General features: G+C 58.6%; 12 protein-coding genes. 9 read left to right on the top strand and 3 right to left on the bottom strand.

Annotation, left to right across the window (positions count from 1 at the left end):
- Positions 1-45: 45 nt before the first annotated feature.
- The 3 genes from DBAC_RS12235 to DBAC_RS12225 form a co-directional block, all read right to left on the bottom strand.
- On the bottom strand, positions 46-1,017 hold the full coding sequence (locus DBAC_RS12235) for a TRAP transporter substrate-binding protein (protein WP_015774611.1): 972 nt from the start codon (positions 1,015-1,017) through the stop codon (positions 46-48).
- Between the two features lie 189 nt (positions 1,018-1,206).
- The gene (locus DBAC_RS12230; RefSeq protein WP_015774610.1) at positions 1,207-1,890 is read right to left on the bottom strand and encodes a response regulator; all 684 of its coding nucleotides are present in this window, start codon (positions 1,888-1,890) and stop codon (positions 1,207-1,209) included.
- Positions 1,887-3,509, bottom strand: coding sequence for an ATP-binding protein (locus tag DBAC_RS12225; protein WP_015774609.1), 1,623 nt, complete (start codon positions 3,507-3,509; stop codon positions 1,887-1,889). Before DBAC_RS12225 ends, DBAC_RS12230 begins: the two co-directional genes overlap by 4 nt.
- A 258-nt stretch (positions 3,510-3,767) precedes the next feature.
- On the opposite strand from DBAC_RS12225, the gene DBAC_RS12220 reads away from it, so the two are divergent.
- The 9 genes from DBAC_RS12220 (at position 3,768) to DBAC_RS12180 (ending at position 14,311) form a co-directional block, all read left to right on the top strand.
- On the top strand, positions 3,768-4,148 hold the full coding sequence (locus DBAC_RS12220; RefSeq protein WP_015774608.1) for a hypothetical protein: 381 nt from the start codon (positions 3,768-3,770) through the stop codon (positions 4,146-4,148).
- Positions 4,149-4,290: 142 nt separating this feature from the next.
- A complete protein-coding gene (locus tag DBAC_RS12215) occupies positions 4,291-4,698 on the top strand; it encodes a DUF2177 family protein (RefSeq protein WP_015774607.1) in 408 nt (135 codons plus the stop codon).
- 22 nt (positions 4,699-4,720) lie between these two features.
- The gene (locus DBAC_RS12210; RefSeq protein WP_015774606.1) at positions 4,721-5,536 is read left to right on the top strand and encodes a DUF1295 domain-containing protein; all 816 of its coding nucleotides are present in this window, start codon (positions 4,721-4,723) and stop codon (positions 5,534-5,536) included.
- Positions 5,533-6,807, top strand: a complete 1,275-nt coding sequence (locus DBAC_RS12205) for an NAD(P)/FAD-dependent oxidoreductase (RefSeq protein WP_015774605.1) — start codon at positions 5,533-5,535, stop codon at positions 6,805-6,807. The genes DBAC_RS12210 and DBAC_RS12205 overlap by 4 nt, the downstream gene beginning before the upstream one ends.
- On the top strand, positions 6,804-8,780 hold the full coding sequence (locus tag DBAC_RS12200) for a DUF1365 family protein (RefSeq protein ID WP_015774604.1): 1,977 nt from the start codon (positions 6,804-6,806) through the stop codon (positions 8,778-8,780). Before DBAC_RS12205 ends, DBAC_RS12200 begins: the two co-directional genes overlap by 4 nt.
- Before the next feature lie 11 nt (positions 8,781-8,791).
- Positions 8,792-9,337: a DUF2878 domain-containing protein gene (locus DBAC_RS12195; protein ID WP_167320939.1), complete on the top strand. Its 546-nt coding sequence runs from the start codon at positions 8,792-8,794 to the stop codon at positions 9,335-9,337.
- A gap of 469 nt (positions 9,338-9,806) precedes the next feature.
- On the top strand, positions 9,807-11,888 hold the full coding sequence (locus DBAC_RS18015; protein ID WP_015774602.1) for a flagellar hook-length control protein FliK: 2,082 nt from the start codon (positions 9,807-9,809) through the stop codon (positions 11,886-11,888).
- A gap of 12 nt (positions 11,889-11,900) precedes the next feature.
- The gene (locus tag DBAC_RS12185; protein WP_015774601.1) at positions 11,901-12,581 is read left to right on the top strand and encodes a flagellar hook assembly protein FlgD; all 681 of its coding nucleotides are present in this window, start codon (positions 11,901-11,903) and stop codon (positions 12,579-12,581) included.
- A gap of 41 nt (positions 12,582-12,622) precedes the next feature.
- Positions 12,623-14,311 (top strand): flagellar hook protein FlgE, encoded by a 1,689-nt coding sequence (locus DBAC_RS12180; protein WP_015774600.1) that lies wholly within the window; start codon positions 12,623-12,625, stop codon positions 14,309-14,311.
- Positions 14,312-14,365 lie beyond the last annotated feature (54 nt).

The raw sequence follows: 14,365 nt of genomic DNA, 5'->3' as shown, positions 1-14,365 counted from the left end.
AAAAAACCCGCCCCGGGTCAATCGGGGCGGGTTTGCACGAATGAGTTAGTTGCCGAGGGCCAGCACCTTGTCGATGTTGTCCTGTCCGACAGTGGGGGCGAATTCCTTCCACACCGGCTGGGTCGCTTCCATGAACGGGGCGCGGTCGACTTCGATGACTTCGATCTTGCCTGTGGCCTTGATCTTGTCCCAGTAAGCGTTGTCTTCGTTGGTGGACAGTTCACGCTGCCAGGCCACGGCTTCGGTGGCGGCTTCCTGGATGATGGTCTTCTGGGCGTCGGAAAGCTTGCTCCAGGTGATCATGGAGATGAGCACCGGTTCCGGAGCATAGGCATGGGCGGTCATGGATGCGTACTTCTGCACCTCGAAGAAGCGCTTGGTGTAGATGTGGGCGCTGGGGTTTTCCTGCCCATCGACAGTGCCCTGCTGCATGGCGGAGTAGAGTTCGCCGAAGGCCATGGGCGTGGGGGAGCCGCCCAGCGACTTGATGGTCTCGATGTAGATCTTGTTGGACATGACGCGGATCTTGAGGCCCGCCATGTCGGCCGGGGCTTTGACGGGGCGGACGTTGTTGGTCAGGTGGCGGATGCCGTTTTCCATGTAGCCCAAGAGCTTCAGGCCGCGGGGTTCAAGTTCCTTGCCCAGTTCCATGCCCACGGTGTCCAGCGCCTTGTAGGCATGTGCGCGGTCTTTGAACAGAAAGGGCAGGTCGAAAAGAGACATTTTGGGCTGGAACTGTCCCAGATCCGCGGTGCCGGTCAGGACCATGTCGATGGTGCCGTAGATGAGGCCTTCGGTCATGTCCTTCTGGCTGCCGAGCTGGGAGGACGGGAAGACCTGGACTTCCATTTCGCCACCGGATTTTTCAGCGACCAGCTTGGCGAAATGGTCGGCGCCCTTGGCGTAGGGGTGGCTGACTTCGGCGATATGGCCGAGCTTGAGCACTGTTTTGGCAAAGGCCGGGATGGTCAGGGCTACGGCGATCACAATGACTGCACACATGAAGAAACGTTTCATGACTCCTCCGTCAACAAAAAACGTTATGGGCGCGGACGCGCGGGGACGGGACCTCAAGTTTTATGGACGGAGGATATGACGGGGAGAGGAAAAAATATTGTTTGGAACGTAAAGAGAAAAAGCGGCATTTTGTGAATTAAGCGCATACTGTTCACGGCATCGAGGCCGCGCCGGTACCCGAAAGACTGCTCAGCGGCTGAAATAGCGGCGCTCCGGCCTGCCCACGCTGCCGTAAACCACATCGGCGTACAGCGTGCCTTCGGAGATGAGGTACTCAAGATATCTGCGCGCGGTGGACCGGCTGACGCCGATCAGTTCGGCCACATCCTCCGCGCCGCGCCCGGCGGGCTCGGGTTGCTCGAACACCCCGCGAACCTTGGTCAAGGTCAGGCCGTCGATGCCTTTGGGCAGGCAATTGCTGTCCATGGGCGCGCAGGGGCTTGCGGGATGGAGCAGTGTGTCCACGTCCCGTTGCTCAATGGCGTTTCCAAGTCCCAGCCGTGCGCGGTAGGCACAGAATTTCATCAGGCATTCATGGAAGCGTTCGGCGGTGACCGGCTTGATCAGGTAGTCGAAAACTCCGCCGCGCAGGGCCTCTTTCAAGGTGCCGACCTCGCGCGCGGCAGTGATCAGGAGGACGTCGATCTCCAGGTTCCGGGTTCGGATTTCACGCAGCAGCTCCGTGCCGGGGCCTTCGGGAAAATAGAGATCAAGAAGAATGAGGTGCGGTTCCAGGGCTTCGGCCATGTCCCGGGCGTCGTCCAGGCGATGGGCGATGCCGACAACTTCGCAGCCCTGAACCCGTTCGGTGAAGCGGCGATGCAGATCCGCGATGCGCACGTCGTCCTCGACAATAAGTACTCTGGTAATCATGTCTGCTCCTTGGGGATGACCACGGTGAACAGCGCGCCACCCAGACTGCCGCGACTGACCATGATCTGTCCGGCCAGTTCGCCCAGGCGCTGGCGGACCAGATACAATCCGACTCCCCGCCGTCCGCGGCCCTTGGACGAAACCCCTTTTTCAAAAATCCGCTCGAGCTGGTCTACGGCAACGCCCGCTCCGGCGTCCTCGATCTCGAAGACGATGTCCTTGCCAAGATCCGTGAAGGACATTTCGACCATGCGCAATTGCTGCGGCTGCTCCAGGACCGCGTCAAAGGCGTTGTCCAGGAGGTTGCCAAGGACGGTCACGATTTTTTCCTGGTGAATCCATTTGGGCACATCGGCCATGGTGCTGTCCCGGTCGATGGCGAAATTGATCCGCAGCTCCTTGGCGCGATTGTACTTGCCGAGGATGATGGCGGCAATGACGGGATGGGGCACGGATTCACCGAGGAAGCGGATGAATTCCTCGTAGCCCGAGGACTCGGTGACCACCAGGTCAAGGGCCTCGCGGTAGGCTTCGATTTGAATGAGGCCAGCGATGGTGTGCAGCTTGTTCGAGTATTCGTGGGTCTGCACGCGCAGGAGTTCCGAGTATTCCTGCACTCGTGAAAGCTCCGCGGCCAGGAGGTCAAGCTCGTCCTTGCGCCTGAAGCTGGCGACGACGCCCTGAATTTTCTGGTTCTGGAAGACGGGCACGATATTGAAGATGAGCTCCTGGCCATTGACCGTCCGCTCCTGGTCAAATTCGGACAGTCCCGTGTGCAGAGCCTGTTCGAGTCTTGCCTCCGGGATGATAGTGGAGACGGGCCTGCCTGCGAAATGTTCCTCAAAGCTTAGTCCCGCATAACGCCTGGCGGCCTGGTTGGCGACGCGGATGTTGCCATGATGGTCAATGGCCAGGACTCCTTCGCGGATTGTCTGCAGCACGGCGACGCGCTCCAGATACAGATTGGTGATTTCGGAAGGCTCAAGGCCCAGAGTCAGTTTCCTCAGCCGCCCGGCGATGACCACGGCGCTTAAAATTCCGACCACGCTCATGCCGATGATATACATGAGCGGCTTGTCCAAGTGAGCTGAAATGGATTGATGAATACTTTCGGAGAGATAGCCGACAGATACAAAGCCGATGATGTCGTGGTCTTCGCCAAAGATCGGGGTCATCCCGCGCAGGGATTTGCCTAGGGTGCCGACGGCCTCGGAAACGTATGATTTTCCTTCTATCAAGGCCGGTCCCGTGTCTCCGCCGACAAAGGTTTGGCCTATGCGTTCGGGCACCGGGTGCGAATAACGCTTTTGGGCGCTGTCGCCGATAACCACAAACGACGCGCCGGTCTGGGCGCGGATGTTTTCGGCCAGGTTCTGGATTTCTCCGTGTGGATCGCCCTCGATCAGCGCCTGCCTGATGCGCGGGATCTGGGCGATGGTTCTGGCTGTCTGCAGGGCGGTCTGGCCGATCTGCTCGTGCAGCATTTCTTCAGTCAGTCCGGAGATGACATGCCAGCTGACGGCAATCTGGATGACGACCAGGGCCAGCACCATGTGGATCAGGTGGCCCTGGATGGTGGCGGGCCGCAGTCGGCTGATTATGTGGAGCCAGGATCGCATGTTGTTTCCTCCGCGTGCGCCATGGTCATCGCGGATTGTGGTTGTCATGGCAAGGCTTGCCTTCCGGGCTGATCCTGTGGCGGATGCGCAGGCCCGTGTTGACGTCTCCCAGTCTGATCGTCTGGACCGAAAAAATGAATACGTGCCTCTTGTCAGAATATCGCGTGACATTAAAAGATCAATAATAGTTTCCATTGACTATAATTGATTTAAGCGTATTTGCTAATTTAAACATCAATCTCTTTATGGGAGGAAGCTATGGTAAACATGGATTACCCAGGACCTTGTTTTTCGTGTTCTGCTATTGAGAATTGTGCGACTGAAGAAGCGAAAAAATTAGCCGTGAAAGGCTATTGCAAGGGCGTTGAGCGTGAACTTAATGCGTGGAAAGCGACTCTTTACGACGTAATGGTCGGTTTCCTGGACCTCGGAGACAAGGATAGGGGTGCGTTGGTTGATGCTGTCGCCGAAATAAAGGCTCTGGTACGCGAGATTGAAACAAAAACAGCCCAGCTTGAAGCGGAGTGCCCGCTGGAGATGGGGCCCGTCGAGAAAGATCTCGGTGACAAGATGGGCAAGCTCAGAGTGCACTACACCAAGGCCATGGAAGTGATCGGCGCCGGTTCTTTCGGAGGCTGAAGAAAAAAACTGCTCCTTAATAATAAAATGATTGCGCCCGGTGGTTGTCACCGGGCGTTTTTGTTCCCGCAGTCCGTCAGCAAACGGGCGTTTCGGCAGGGCAAGGGAAGGCTCCGCGTGCAATCATGAGGGAGGTATGGTCATGAGTCTTTTTTTTTGGATCAAGCTCTATCTGTTCACCATCCCTGTCTTCTTTGCCATTGACATGGTCTGGCTCGGGTTTGTGGCCAGAAATTTCTACAAAACCAACCTGCATCATCTCTTGAGCCCAGAGGTCAACTGGCCTGCGGCGTTCGCCTTCTATTTCATCTATATCGCTGGGATCCTTATTTTTGCAGTCCGCCCAGGTCTGGAAGCGCAGTCTCTGGTCCGGGCCTGCCTGTTTGGTGCTCTTTTCGGATTTTTCACATACGCGACCTATGACCTGACCAACCTTGCAACCTTGCGGGATTGGCCGGTGGCGGTCGTTGTCGTCGATATCGCGTGGGGCACGGTCCTGTGCACCCTGGTCGCTGCAGGCAGCTACCTCATAGGCGCGCGGCTGAACTGAAACTTCAAGGAGGTCCAGGCCCATGACCGTCGTGATGCTTGGTGCGGCCGTGGCATTGCTTTTGACCATGAACGCCATGTTCGTCATCGGGACGCGCGCCGGCGACAACAGCCTCATCGACATTGCCTATGGCCCGGCCTTTGTGCTGGCCTGCCTCGGAGCCTGGCTTGCGGGTGGAGCAGAGATGCATTTCAGGCCGCTGCTGATGCTCTGTCTGCTGTGTGTCTGGGCCGTGCGGTTGGGGCTGCATATCGGCCTGCGACACCGGGGGCGCGGCGAGGACTTTCGCTACCGGAATTTCCGACAGGAGTGGGGAGAGACCTTTGTCTGGCGTAGTTTCCTGCAAATTTACATGCTGCAGGGACTGGTCGTGTTTCTGGTCGCCATGCCTGTTCTGCTGGCCATTGCCTGGCCCGGGCCCGGATTGGTCTGGACCGATATTCTGGGCACGGCACTCTTTGCAGTCGGTTTTCTGTTCGAGGCCGTAGGTGACTGGCAACTCGTCCGTTTCAAGCAGGGTCCGGACAGCAAGGGACGCATCATGACCACCGGGCTTTGGCGTTATACCCGGCATCCCAACTATTTTGGAGAAGCGTTGCTGTGGTGGGGTTTTTTCTTTCTTGGTCTTGGCTCCGAGCATGGCTGGTATGGCCTTGTAAGCCCCGTGCTCATCGGATTTTTGCTTTTAAAAGTCTCTGGCATCCCCATGCTTGAAGAGAAGTACAGGGGGCAGCCCGAGTTCGAAGCCTATAAAAATGTCACCAGCGCCTTTTTTCCCTGGCCCCCACGTACTCCAGAAGCCCGCCCCGCAGGCGGCGACGATACGGATCTTGCATGAAAGAAAACAGGACTGACGCCAAAAAGACAGTGGCCGTCATTGGCGGGGGCGTGGCCGGGATTGTGGCAGCGCATCTCCTGCAAGACACCCGCGAGGTGACCATCTTCGAGAAGGAGAATTATCTGGGTGGTCACACCCATTCCGTCTCCGTACCGGACGGTCCGGACGAGGGGACGCCTGTGGACACGGGCTTTATCGTCTTCAATGAAGCCACGTACCCGCTTTTCATCAATTTCTTGCAAGAGCTCGAAGTCCCGTCCCGGGAAACACAGATGTCGTTCGGATTCCATTGCGAGTGCACAGGGCTGACCTATGCCGGTACGGACCTGGCCGGGATTTTCGCCCAGCGATCCAATTTGTTTTCGGCGCGCTATTACCGTTTTCTGGTCGAGATTGCCCGTTTTTGCCGTCAGGGCAAGGCGGATCTCAAGGGCGGACAGGAGCTTGGCACTCTGGACGAATACCTGCTCCGCCATCGCTTTTCGCCCTTTATGGTCGAGAACTACCTTTTGCCCATGGCCGCAGCCATCTGGTCGACTCCGGCCGGCCGGGTGGGGCAGTTTCCGGCTCTTTCCTTCCTGCGTTTCTTCCATAATCACGGCCTCCTCTCCCTACTTGATCGTCCGCGCTGGAGAACGGTTTCCGGCGGAAGCTCCAGCTATGTCCGGGCATTTTTGCGCCGTTTTTGCGGAACGGTGAGACTTGATGCGCCCATTGCCAGGGTCCTGCGCACGGCTGCGGGGGTGAGCGTTGAGGTCGTGGGCGAGGAGCCCCGTATTTTTGATGACGTCTTCATCGCGGCCCATGCCGATCAGGCTCTGCGCCTTTTGGGCGATCCTTCACCCGAGGAGTCGCGGCATCTCGGGGCGTGGCGTTACGAGGAGAATACGACGGTCCTGCACACGGACGTCTCGGTTTTGCCTCCATCGCCCAGGGCCTGGGCCTGCTGGAATTTTCGCCGGGAGGCCGAGGAGGAGTCGCGGGTTTTTGTCACCTACGCCATGAACCTTCTTCAGGGTCTGGCCGCACGGAAACAGTATATGGTGACCCTCAACCGGCCGAGCCCTCATGATGAGTCCCAGGTTCTGGCCAGCCTGGTCTATCATCATCCGGTCTACACCAGGGAATCCATGGCTACCCAGAGCTTGCTTTCGTCCCTGAACGGACGCCGGAACACCTATTTTTGCGGCAGCTATTTCGGTTTCGGATTCCACGAGGACGCGGTCCGCTCCAGTCACAATGCCGTGGAACAATTCAGGAGGAATGGATGAATTCGCGGATTTATGTCGGAACCCTGAGTCATGCGCGCACCCATGAGGCTGAGCATGGCTTTGATTACGACCTGCATCTGTATGCCCTGGATGTTGACGAACTGGACCGATTGGATGCCGCCACGCGCTGGTTCGGGCACAACCGATTGCGGCCCCTGGCCCTGCACGATCGTGACTATCTCTATCGTGGACGCGCGGGGCTGCGGGAAAAGGTGCTGCGTGCCCTGCACGAAAACGGGGTGGATCTTGCACCCTCGCGTATCGTGCTGATCACGGCCCTGCGCCAGTTTCATTACATATTCAACCCGGCCAGCTTCTTTTACTGTTATGACTCCTCCGGCCGCCTCGCCTGCGTCCTGGTGCAGGTCAACAATACTTTTGGCGAGACCCACCTCTACGTGCTCGCGCCAGAGGACGAGCACGGACGCTTTGCAGCGCAAAAGGCTTTTCACGTCTCCCCTTTTTTTCCGCGCCGTGGGCGTTACGAGTTTCTGTTCTCCGAACCCGGGGAAGAGCTTGCCATCTCCATCACGTATTTTCTTGACGACCAGCAGGCTCTCAAAGCCTCGTTCATCGGCACGGCCCGGCCAATGATCAGCCGCAATCTGGCGCTGATGGTCCTGGGGCACCCCCTGCGGGCCGCCCTGACCTTCCCGCGTATCGTCGTTCAGGCGGCGCGGCTTTATTTCCGCAAGAAACTTGCGGTTCATCCAAAACCCGAGCCGCTTTCGTCCATGACGATCAGGCAGGCTCCGCCAACGGTGCTTGAGGCCTTTGGCAAATGGGCTTTGAAACGTTTTTTTCGGAAGCTGGATCATGGACAGCTGATCCTGGCTCTGCCGGACGGAGGTGAAGAAAATTTTGGTCCGCCCGGAAGCAAACCTCGGGCTTGTCTGTTGGTGCACAGATCGCGTTTTTTCAGCCGCGTCATGCTGTCCGGGGATATCGGTTTTGGGGAGGCCTATGTCGACGGTGACTGGAGCAGCCCGGAACTGGTCCGACTGCTCTGCCTGTTGGCGCAGCGGGAAGATGTCTTGAATGATCGGCGTTTCTGGCCTGCCCTGGCCGGGAGAGCGCTTAATTTCATGTCGCATCTGCGCCGCCCCAACACTGTCGCCGGGAGTCGGCGCAACATTGGCGAACATTATGATTTGGGAAACGACTTTTACAGGCTCTTTCTGGATTCGACCATGTCCTATTCCGGAGGAATTTTTCAAAACGAACAGGATTCTCTTGAAGATTCCCAGTTCGCCAAGATGCAGGCCATCATCGACATGGCCGGCATCGGTGCGGACGACCATGTGCTGGAGATCGGTTGCGGCTGGGGCGGCTTTGCACTGGAAGCGGTGCGGCGCACAGGTTGCCGGGTGACGGGTATCACCATTTCGAAAAAGCAGTTCGAGTGGGCCACGCGCAGGGTTCTGGAAGAGGGCATGGAAGACAGGATCAGCATTCTCTTGACCGACTATCGTCATGTGCAGGGCAGTTTTAGCGCCATTGTTTCCATCGAGATGCTTGAGGCCGTGGGACATCGAAATCTGCCCTTGTATTTTCAGACGCTTGAGCGCCTGCTCGCTACGGACGGGCGAGCCGTACTGCAGGTCATCACTATGCCCGACCAGAAATACCGGGCTTACCGCTTGGGATCGGACTGGATACGTAAGCACATTTTTCCCGGTGGCCATTTGCCGTCCATCGGGGCCATGGCCCAGGCCATGGGCGCACGGAGCCGGCTGGGTATCACGCGCATGGAGGATATAGGACTGCATTACGCCCGAACCCTGGAGTTGTGGCGGTTGGCGCTCATGGCCCGCGGCGACGAGGTCACGAGGCTGGGTTTTGATCAGAATTTTTTGCGCAAGTGGGAGTATTATTTCAGTTATTGCGAAGCCGGTTTTCGTAGCCGCACAGTGCGCAACTATCAGCTTCTGCTTTCCCGCATGGGTGAATCGAGCGGGGCTTGCCGCGCATGATGCTGGGGCCGATGTGGACAAAACTGATCAATTTCGGGCTGTTTCAGGCTGGCTGGTTTGCCTGTGTGCTGGGCGCCGCTTTCGGCCAGGTTTGGCTCGGCACCGGCCTCGGGGTGGTTTTTGTGATGACCCATCTGGCCCTGGTGCCGAATCGCGCGGGGGAGATGCGGCTTTTAATCTTTGCTCTTTGTGTTGGCCTTGTTGTCGATTCTGTGCACATGCGCACCGGGGCGCTCGTTTTTTTCGAGGGGAATGTTTTTCCTGGCCTGGCTCCACCCTGGATTCTTGTCTTGTGGATGCAGATCGCCTCCACATTGCGTTTTTCCTTGAGTTGGCTCGAGGGGCGCTATGTGTTTGGATGCTTTCTGGGGGCCTGTTGCGGGGTTCTGGCCTATGCGGCGGGGGTTCGCCTTGGAGCGGCCGGATTCGGGACGGACTCCACGCGGGCCCTGCTCCAAATCGGGTTCGGTTGGGGTCTGGCCTTGCCGTTTTTGCTTCTTGTCGCGCGAAGGATTTCACGCGGGCATGAAACGGAGCGGTATCAGATTTTCTGGTAATGCAGGTTTGCAGGTCTGCCTGCTTTGGAACAAAAAAGAACGCCCAGCGGGAAGCCGCTGGGCGTTTGTCGTTTGCTTCCCGTTTTTTGGGAAGCGAAGGATTTTCGGAGAAGCCAGCTCCGAAAATCCCGTGCAAACGATGACGCGATAGTCATTACCTGCGTAGCATGCGCTGAAGAATGAAGTAAATTGAAAAGACTGCGTAAGACAGAAAAAGCGGGTTTTGTAGGACGCGGACCGGCGTGGTCCGTTTTGTGGACACGTATCGCCGGAGCGCAGATTTAGTTGTGTGCCGTCAAGGGGGGATACCCCCTCCCCCTTCGGGTACTCCCCCTTGGCAGGGGGAGATTCAAGACTGTAGTTGCCCTACGATCTCCTTCGCCAGACAGGCATGCATTTCAAGTTTGATTTTCCGCAATTTCGGGTTTGGCCCGCCTTTTGATCTATTGCCTCCAGCAGGAGGTGTAGAATGCAGTTTTTTCCCGCATCGATGTCCCACGGGGCGCAGTCCTTTCGCGCAAACAGCGCGTTTGAAATGCCCGATTCACGGCCCGGCCAGGATTTTCACGGCCTGTTTTCGGCGCATCTGGAGCAGCCGGATGTGACCTCCGCATCCCCTCAAACCGACCAGCCCCAGCCGGCTTCCAATAACGAACAGGTTTACGCGGATGATCATGGCCCGGCCGGCGACAGTTCGGGCGGCGGGTTTGGCGGATCTGCCTCGTTTGCGGATCAGAATGTTTCCGAGGGTTCGGACGCTGCCGGGCACGAGGAAGACCGTGCGGAAGAGAGGGGACGTGAAACGGCAAAAGCTGCCGTGCGGCAGCCCGAAGCTTCAAGCACTGAACAGGCAATTTCTTCAACCGGCGGCCCAGCCGAAGATGATCCTGCTGTTTTGCATACGCAGGCCGGAGAACAGGACGCGGATAGTACGGGTGATTCCGTCGCAGTCGCGGCGCAGGAGCTGCTCGACAGCCTGGCCGCCGAAGCCTCGGCGCAGGGCGCAGATCGTGATAAGCCAGGGGTTTCCGACAAAATCGAGGCCCTGCATGAACTTCTCCGTCAGTTCCGGAAGAGCGACCCCGCGACCCGCAGCGGTCTGGCCGTGGCTCTGGGCGAACAGGTCAAGAGCCTGAAGGCGGAATTTGCCGCCGAGGCTTTGAAACGGGCTGATGGCGCCGGGGAGCAGGGGCAAAAAAACGGGCGCGCCGAGAAGGCCTCTTCTCGCGTGATGCAGAAGATCGAAGCCCTCTTGTCCAGGCTGGAAACATTCCAGACGGCGGGCCGCGAGGCCGTGAATATCGGCCAGGAGCGGACCATGGTCGCTGCATCCGTTGCCGCGAAAGCGGGCGTCATGGCGGGAGAAGAGGGCGGCCGAGCCCGTTCCGGCAGGGCTCTGCTTGCAGAGGCGGCCGAGACGCTGGGGACGGACAGCGAACCCCTGACCCGCAAGCACGGTGCCGGCGTTGAGTCCGAAAACCATGCTGCGCACAAAAGCGGCAAGGGCTCGGAAATCACTTTTCGGTCGGCTGCGCGCGTAAGCCAGACTTCGGATGCGGCGCAAGGCCAATCCGGGGCCCGCAGCGCAGCTCTTGAGGTTCCCGACGGGAAAAGCGCCTCGACGCTTGAAACCGCCGAAGAATCTCTTGCGTCTGAACAGCAGCACGGGGAATCCGTCGCCACCGGCGCGGATCGGAAACATGCCGCCGTAAAGGATCCAGGCAGCGCCGGTCGCAACGAGAACGAAATGACCCGCAGCGGCCTGGCTGCGGCCGGAACCAGGACTGCCACGGCAAAGGACGGCTCCGGTCAGTCGGTACCGCTGGACGCGGGCTCAACGTTACAGGAGGGCGAGGCGGTTTCCACCGCAAGCGCGGCGGCCGTTGATTCCAAGAGTGGGAAAAAACAGCCTGATGCCCGCCAGGGGTTCTTCGGGACCCCGGATAGGGAAAAGTCTTCCTCGTCCACATCCCGCGCAGCTCAGACCGCCGGGAACGTGAAGAATGCTCCGGAATCCCAGACCCTGACCCAGACCGCTGCCCAGAATTCCCAGAGCCAGTTTCAGCAACGGCTGGAGTCTCCTGTCAGCGCACGTAGCGCCCAAGTCTATCAGCAGGTCGAGACCGGGGCCTTTAGGAATCTGGGCCAGGGCGTGAAGCAGCTGGTCATTCGTCTCGACCCGGCCGATCTGGGACAGGTCAGCGTCATCCTGCAGATGCGGGGCAAGGAAGTGCAGGCTGTGCTCAGGTCCAGCAATCAGGAGACATCCTTGGCCTTGAATGAGCAGTTGGGGCAGCTGCGAACACAGCTTGAAGCCCAGGGGCTCAAGGTGGGGAAACTCGAAGTGCAGACGCAATTGGCCGACTCCCAGAGCCAGTCGCAGTGGCAGGGCGCAGAAAATCACAACCGCTATCAGGAGAACCAGGAATTGGCCATGTCGGCCAAGCGTTGGCGCACTCTGGAGCGGGGCGGCCCCGATCTGGTCCGGGATGTGCACAATAGCGGGCACAGGGAAAAAGTTTCCCAAAGCGGCCTGGATATTTTTGCCTGAGAGGAGACGGTCATGATCGATCAGATTTTGCAGCAGCAGGGTGGTTTTTACGGCGCGGACACGGCAGCGAAGAACGACGTTCTGGGTAAAGACGCCTTCTTGAAGCTTCTGGTGACCCAGTTGCAGAATCAGGATCCCCTGAATCCTCTCGACGACAAGGAATTCATTGCCCAGCTGGCGCAGTTTTCGAGCCTGGAGCAGATGACCAACATTTCCGAGGGCATCAAGGGTCTGAGTGACAAGACTGCCCAGCAGGATATGCTCAGCGCCGTCAACTACATCGGCAAGGAAGTCACGGCTTCCGGAGACGGGATCACCAAGAGCGGAAATTACGTGACCCCGGTCTACTTCACCCTGGGGGGCGCCGCTGCGCAGGTTTACGCCAACGTGTACGATGAAAACAACAATATCGTGCGCACCGAGAAGTTCACCTCCATGCAGGCCGGAGAGTTCGCGTTCACTTGGGACGGCCTCGACTACAACGGGAATTCGGCCAACAGCGGCCAGTACAATGTATATTTTTCAGCGGAAAGCCCAACCGGGGCAACGGTTTTTGTCGACACGGAAGTCTCCGGCACCGTGACCGCCCTTGAACAGGGCGACGGGGAGACGTTCTTCCGGCTGAGCGACGGACGCAAGATCAGTTTCAGCGACATCAAGAAGGTCATCCAGCCGGTTGTGGCGGAAGAGTAGTATTTCACAGATCACTGCGGTGATTCAAGAAGGGGGTAGTTATGGGTTTGTCAGCATCACTGTACTCCGGGACCAGCGGTCTCAAGGCTCATGGCGAGGATATGACCGTCATCGGCAACAACATATCCAACGTCTCGACCATCGGATTCAAGGGCTCGCGCATGTATTTCGAGGATGCGCTGAGTCAGCAGATCACCACCGCGTCCGGCAGCGGACAGGTGGGGCGTGGTGTTTCCGTGGGAACGGTCATGGGTGATTTTTCCCAGGGATCCCTGGAAAGCACCACGGAAGCCACGGACTTGGCTATTGGCGGCAACGGCTTCTTCATGGTCTCGCCCGCCGGGCAGGAGGTCAACTACTATACCCGCGCCGGAAACTTCCGCTTCGACGAGGAAGGCTACCTGGTCGATCCGCGAGGCTACCGCCTGCAGGGGTGGGAAGTGCAGCAGGCGAACACCAGCGCGGCCGCCAGCGGCGATACGACGGCGCAGGCCACCACCGGCGTGCAGATTCTGGGCGTTCCCCAGGATGTGAAGCTGGAGAATTTTCAGTCGCCGCCGCAGGCCACAAGCCGGGTCGACCTGATCCTGAACGTGGATTCCAGTTCTGAGGACAAGTCGGTCAGCCCTACGGACCCGTTCACCGCGCTTTTCGACACGTATGACGCCACCGCCGCAGAGCCGATCGGAGAGGCGAGCTACGCCTATCAGACGACCATCAAAGTGTACGATGAAAACGGTTCTTCGCACAATATGACGGTCTACATGGACCCGGTCGCCAATGTCGAAGTGACCGGTGCCGCCGCAGGCAAGCGGTATTGGGAATACATCATCGCGGTGCCGCCCGGAGAAGACAATCGGGATTTCTGGGGCGCTGGAGACGAGAAGCGCGGAATACTCATGAGCGGCACCTTGACCTTCAACGCGGCCGGCGAACTTGAGAACATGTCCGCGTTTACGGTGAACGATCTTACAGCCGATCCTGAACTTCCGGCATCCTGGGTCCCGGCCAACTTCTCGCAGAACGGTTATCCCATTTGCACCGCCAACTTTCTGGGGGCCGCGAATGGCAGCACCACAGGTTCGGGTATTCTTGCCGAGAGTGAAAACACAAAGAACATAGAGATTAATTTCGGCGTGCGAAACAAGACATCCTCATGGGAACCGGGACCTGCAATTCCCCCTGCCGCGGCAACCGGTCAGGATAACCTGGGGGATTACCCGACAATCGATACGTCAGGCGCCACGCCTGTGCTGGTTGGTAGCCTCGGCGCGATAAACGGTTTCGCCTCGACGGAAATCAGCGCCCTGTCATCCACCAACTACAGCACCGGCTCGACGACCATCTTCCAGGCCCAGGATGGATATACCGCCGGGTTCCTGCAGAACATCTCCGTGGACCGCGACGGCGTCATCACCGGCCGCTATTCCAACGGTCAGGTCCTGCAACTCTTCGCCGTGACCCTGGCCACGTTCAACAACAACTACGCCTTGTACCGCGAGGGCGGGAACCTCTTCTCCGAGACCCGTTCCTCCGGGCCGCCCATCACCGGTCTGGCCAACACCGGCGGCAAGGGCAGCATCGCATCCAACTCCCTGGAGCAGTCCAACGTGGACCTGGCTACGGAGTTCGTAAAGATGATCACCACGGAAAAAGGCTTCCAGGCCAACTCCAAGACCATCACCACCGTCGACCAGATGCTGACCGTACTGATCCAGCTCAAGCGTTAGGCTGTTTCAAGCGACAACGACAAAAAACCCGCGCTGGTAATCCCGGCGCGGGTT

Source organism: Desulfomicrobium baculatum DSM 4028 (assembly GCF_000023225.1).
GTDB lineage: Bacteria > Desulfobacterota > Desulfovibrionia > Desulfovibrionales > Desulfomicrobiaceae > Desulfomicrobium > Desulfomicrobium baculatum.
Note: the sequence above shows the minus strand (reverse complement) of the source record. Positions and strands in the feature narration are given on the sequence as shown.

Bases quoted from the DNA above. Each gene is read 5' to 3' on its own strand.
- DBAC_RS12230 (WP_015774610.1), bottom strand. From the start codon at position 1,890: ATGATTACCAGAGTACTTATTGTCGAGGACGACGTGCGCATCGCGGAT.
- DBAC_RS12185 (WP_015774601.1), top strand. From the start codon at position 11,901: ATGATCGATCAGATTTTGCAGCAGCAGGGTGGTTTTTACGGCGCGGAC.
- DBAC_RS12180 (WP_015774600.1), top strand. From the start codon at position 12,623: ATGGGTTTGTCAGCATCACTGTACTCCGGGACCAGCGGTCTCAAGGCT.
- DBAC_RS12235 (WP_015774611.1), bottom strand. From the start codon at position 1,017: ATGAAACGTTTCTTCATGTGTGCAGTCATTGTGATCGCCGTAGCCCTG.
- DBAC_RS12205 (WP_015774605.1), top strand. From the start codon at position 5,533: ATGAAAGAAAACAGGACTGACGCCAAAAAGACAGTGGCCGTCATTGGC.
- DBAC_RS18015 (WP_015774602.1), top strand. From the start codon at position 9,807: ATGCAGTTTTTTCCCGCATCGATGTCCCACGGGGCGCAGTCCTTTCGC.
- DBAC_RS12195 (WP_167320939.1), top strand. From the start codon at position 8,792: ATGTGGACAAAACTGATCAATTTCGGGCTGTTTCAGGCTGGCTGGTTT.
- DBAC_RS12200 (WP_015774604.1), top strand. From the start codon at position 6,804: ATGAATTCGCGGATTTATGTCGGAACCCTGAGTCATGCGCGCACCCAT.
- DBAC_RS12220 (WP_015774608.1), top strand. From the start codon at position 3,768: ATGGTAAACATGGATTACCCAGGACCTTGTTTTTCGTGTTCTGCTATT.
- DBAC_RS12215 (WP_015774607.1), top strand. From the start codon at position 4,291: ATGAGTCTTTTTTTTTGGATCAAGCTCTATCTGTTCACCATCCCTGTC.
- DBAC_RS12225 (WP_015774609.1), bottom strand. From the start codon at position 3,509: ATGCGATCCTGGCTCCACATAATCAGCCGACTGCGGCCCGCCACCATC.
- DBAC_RS12210 (WP_015774606.1), top strand. From the start codon at position 4,721: ATGACCGTCGTGATGCTTGGTGCGGCCGTGGCATTGCTTTTGACCATG.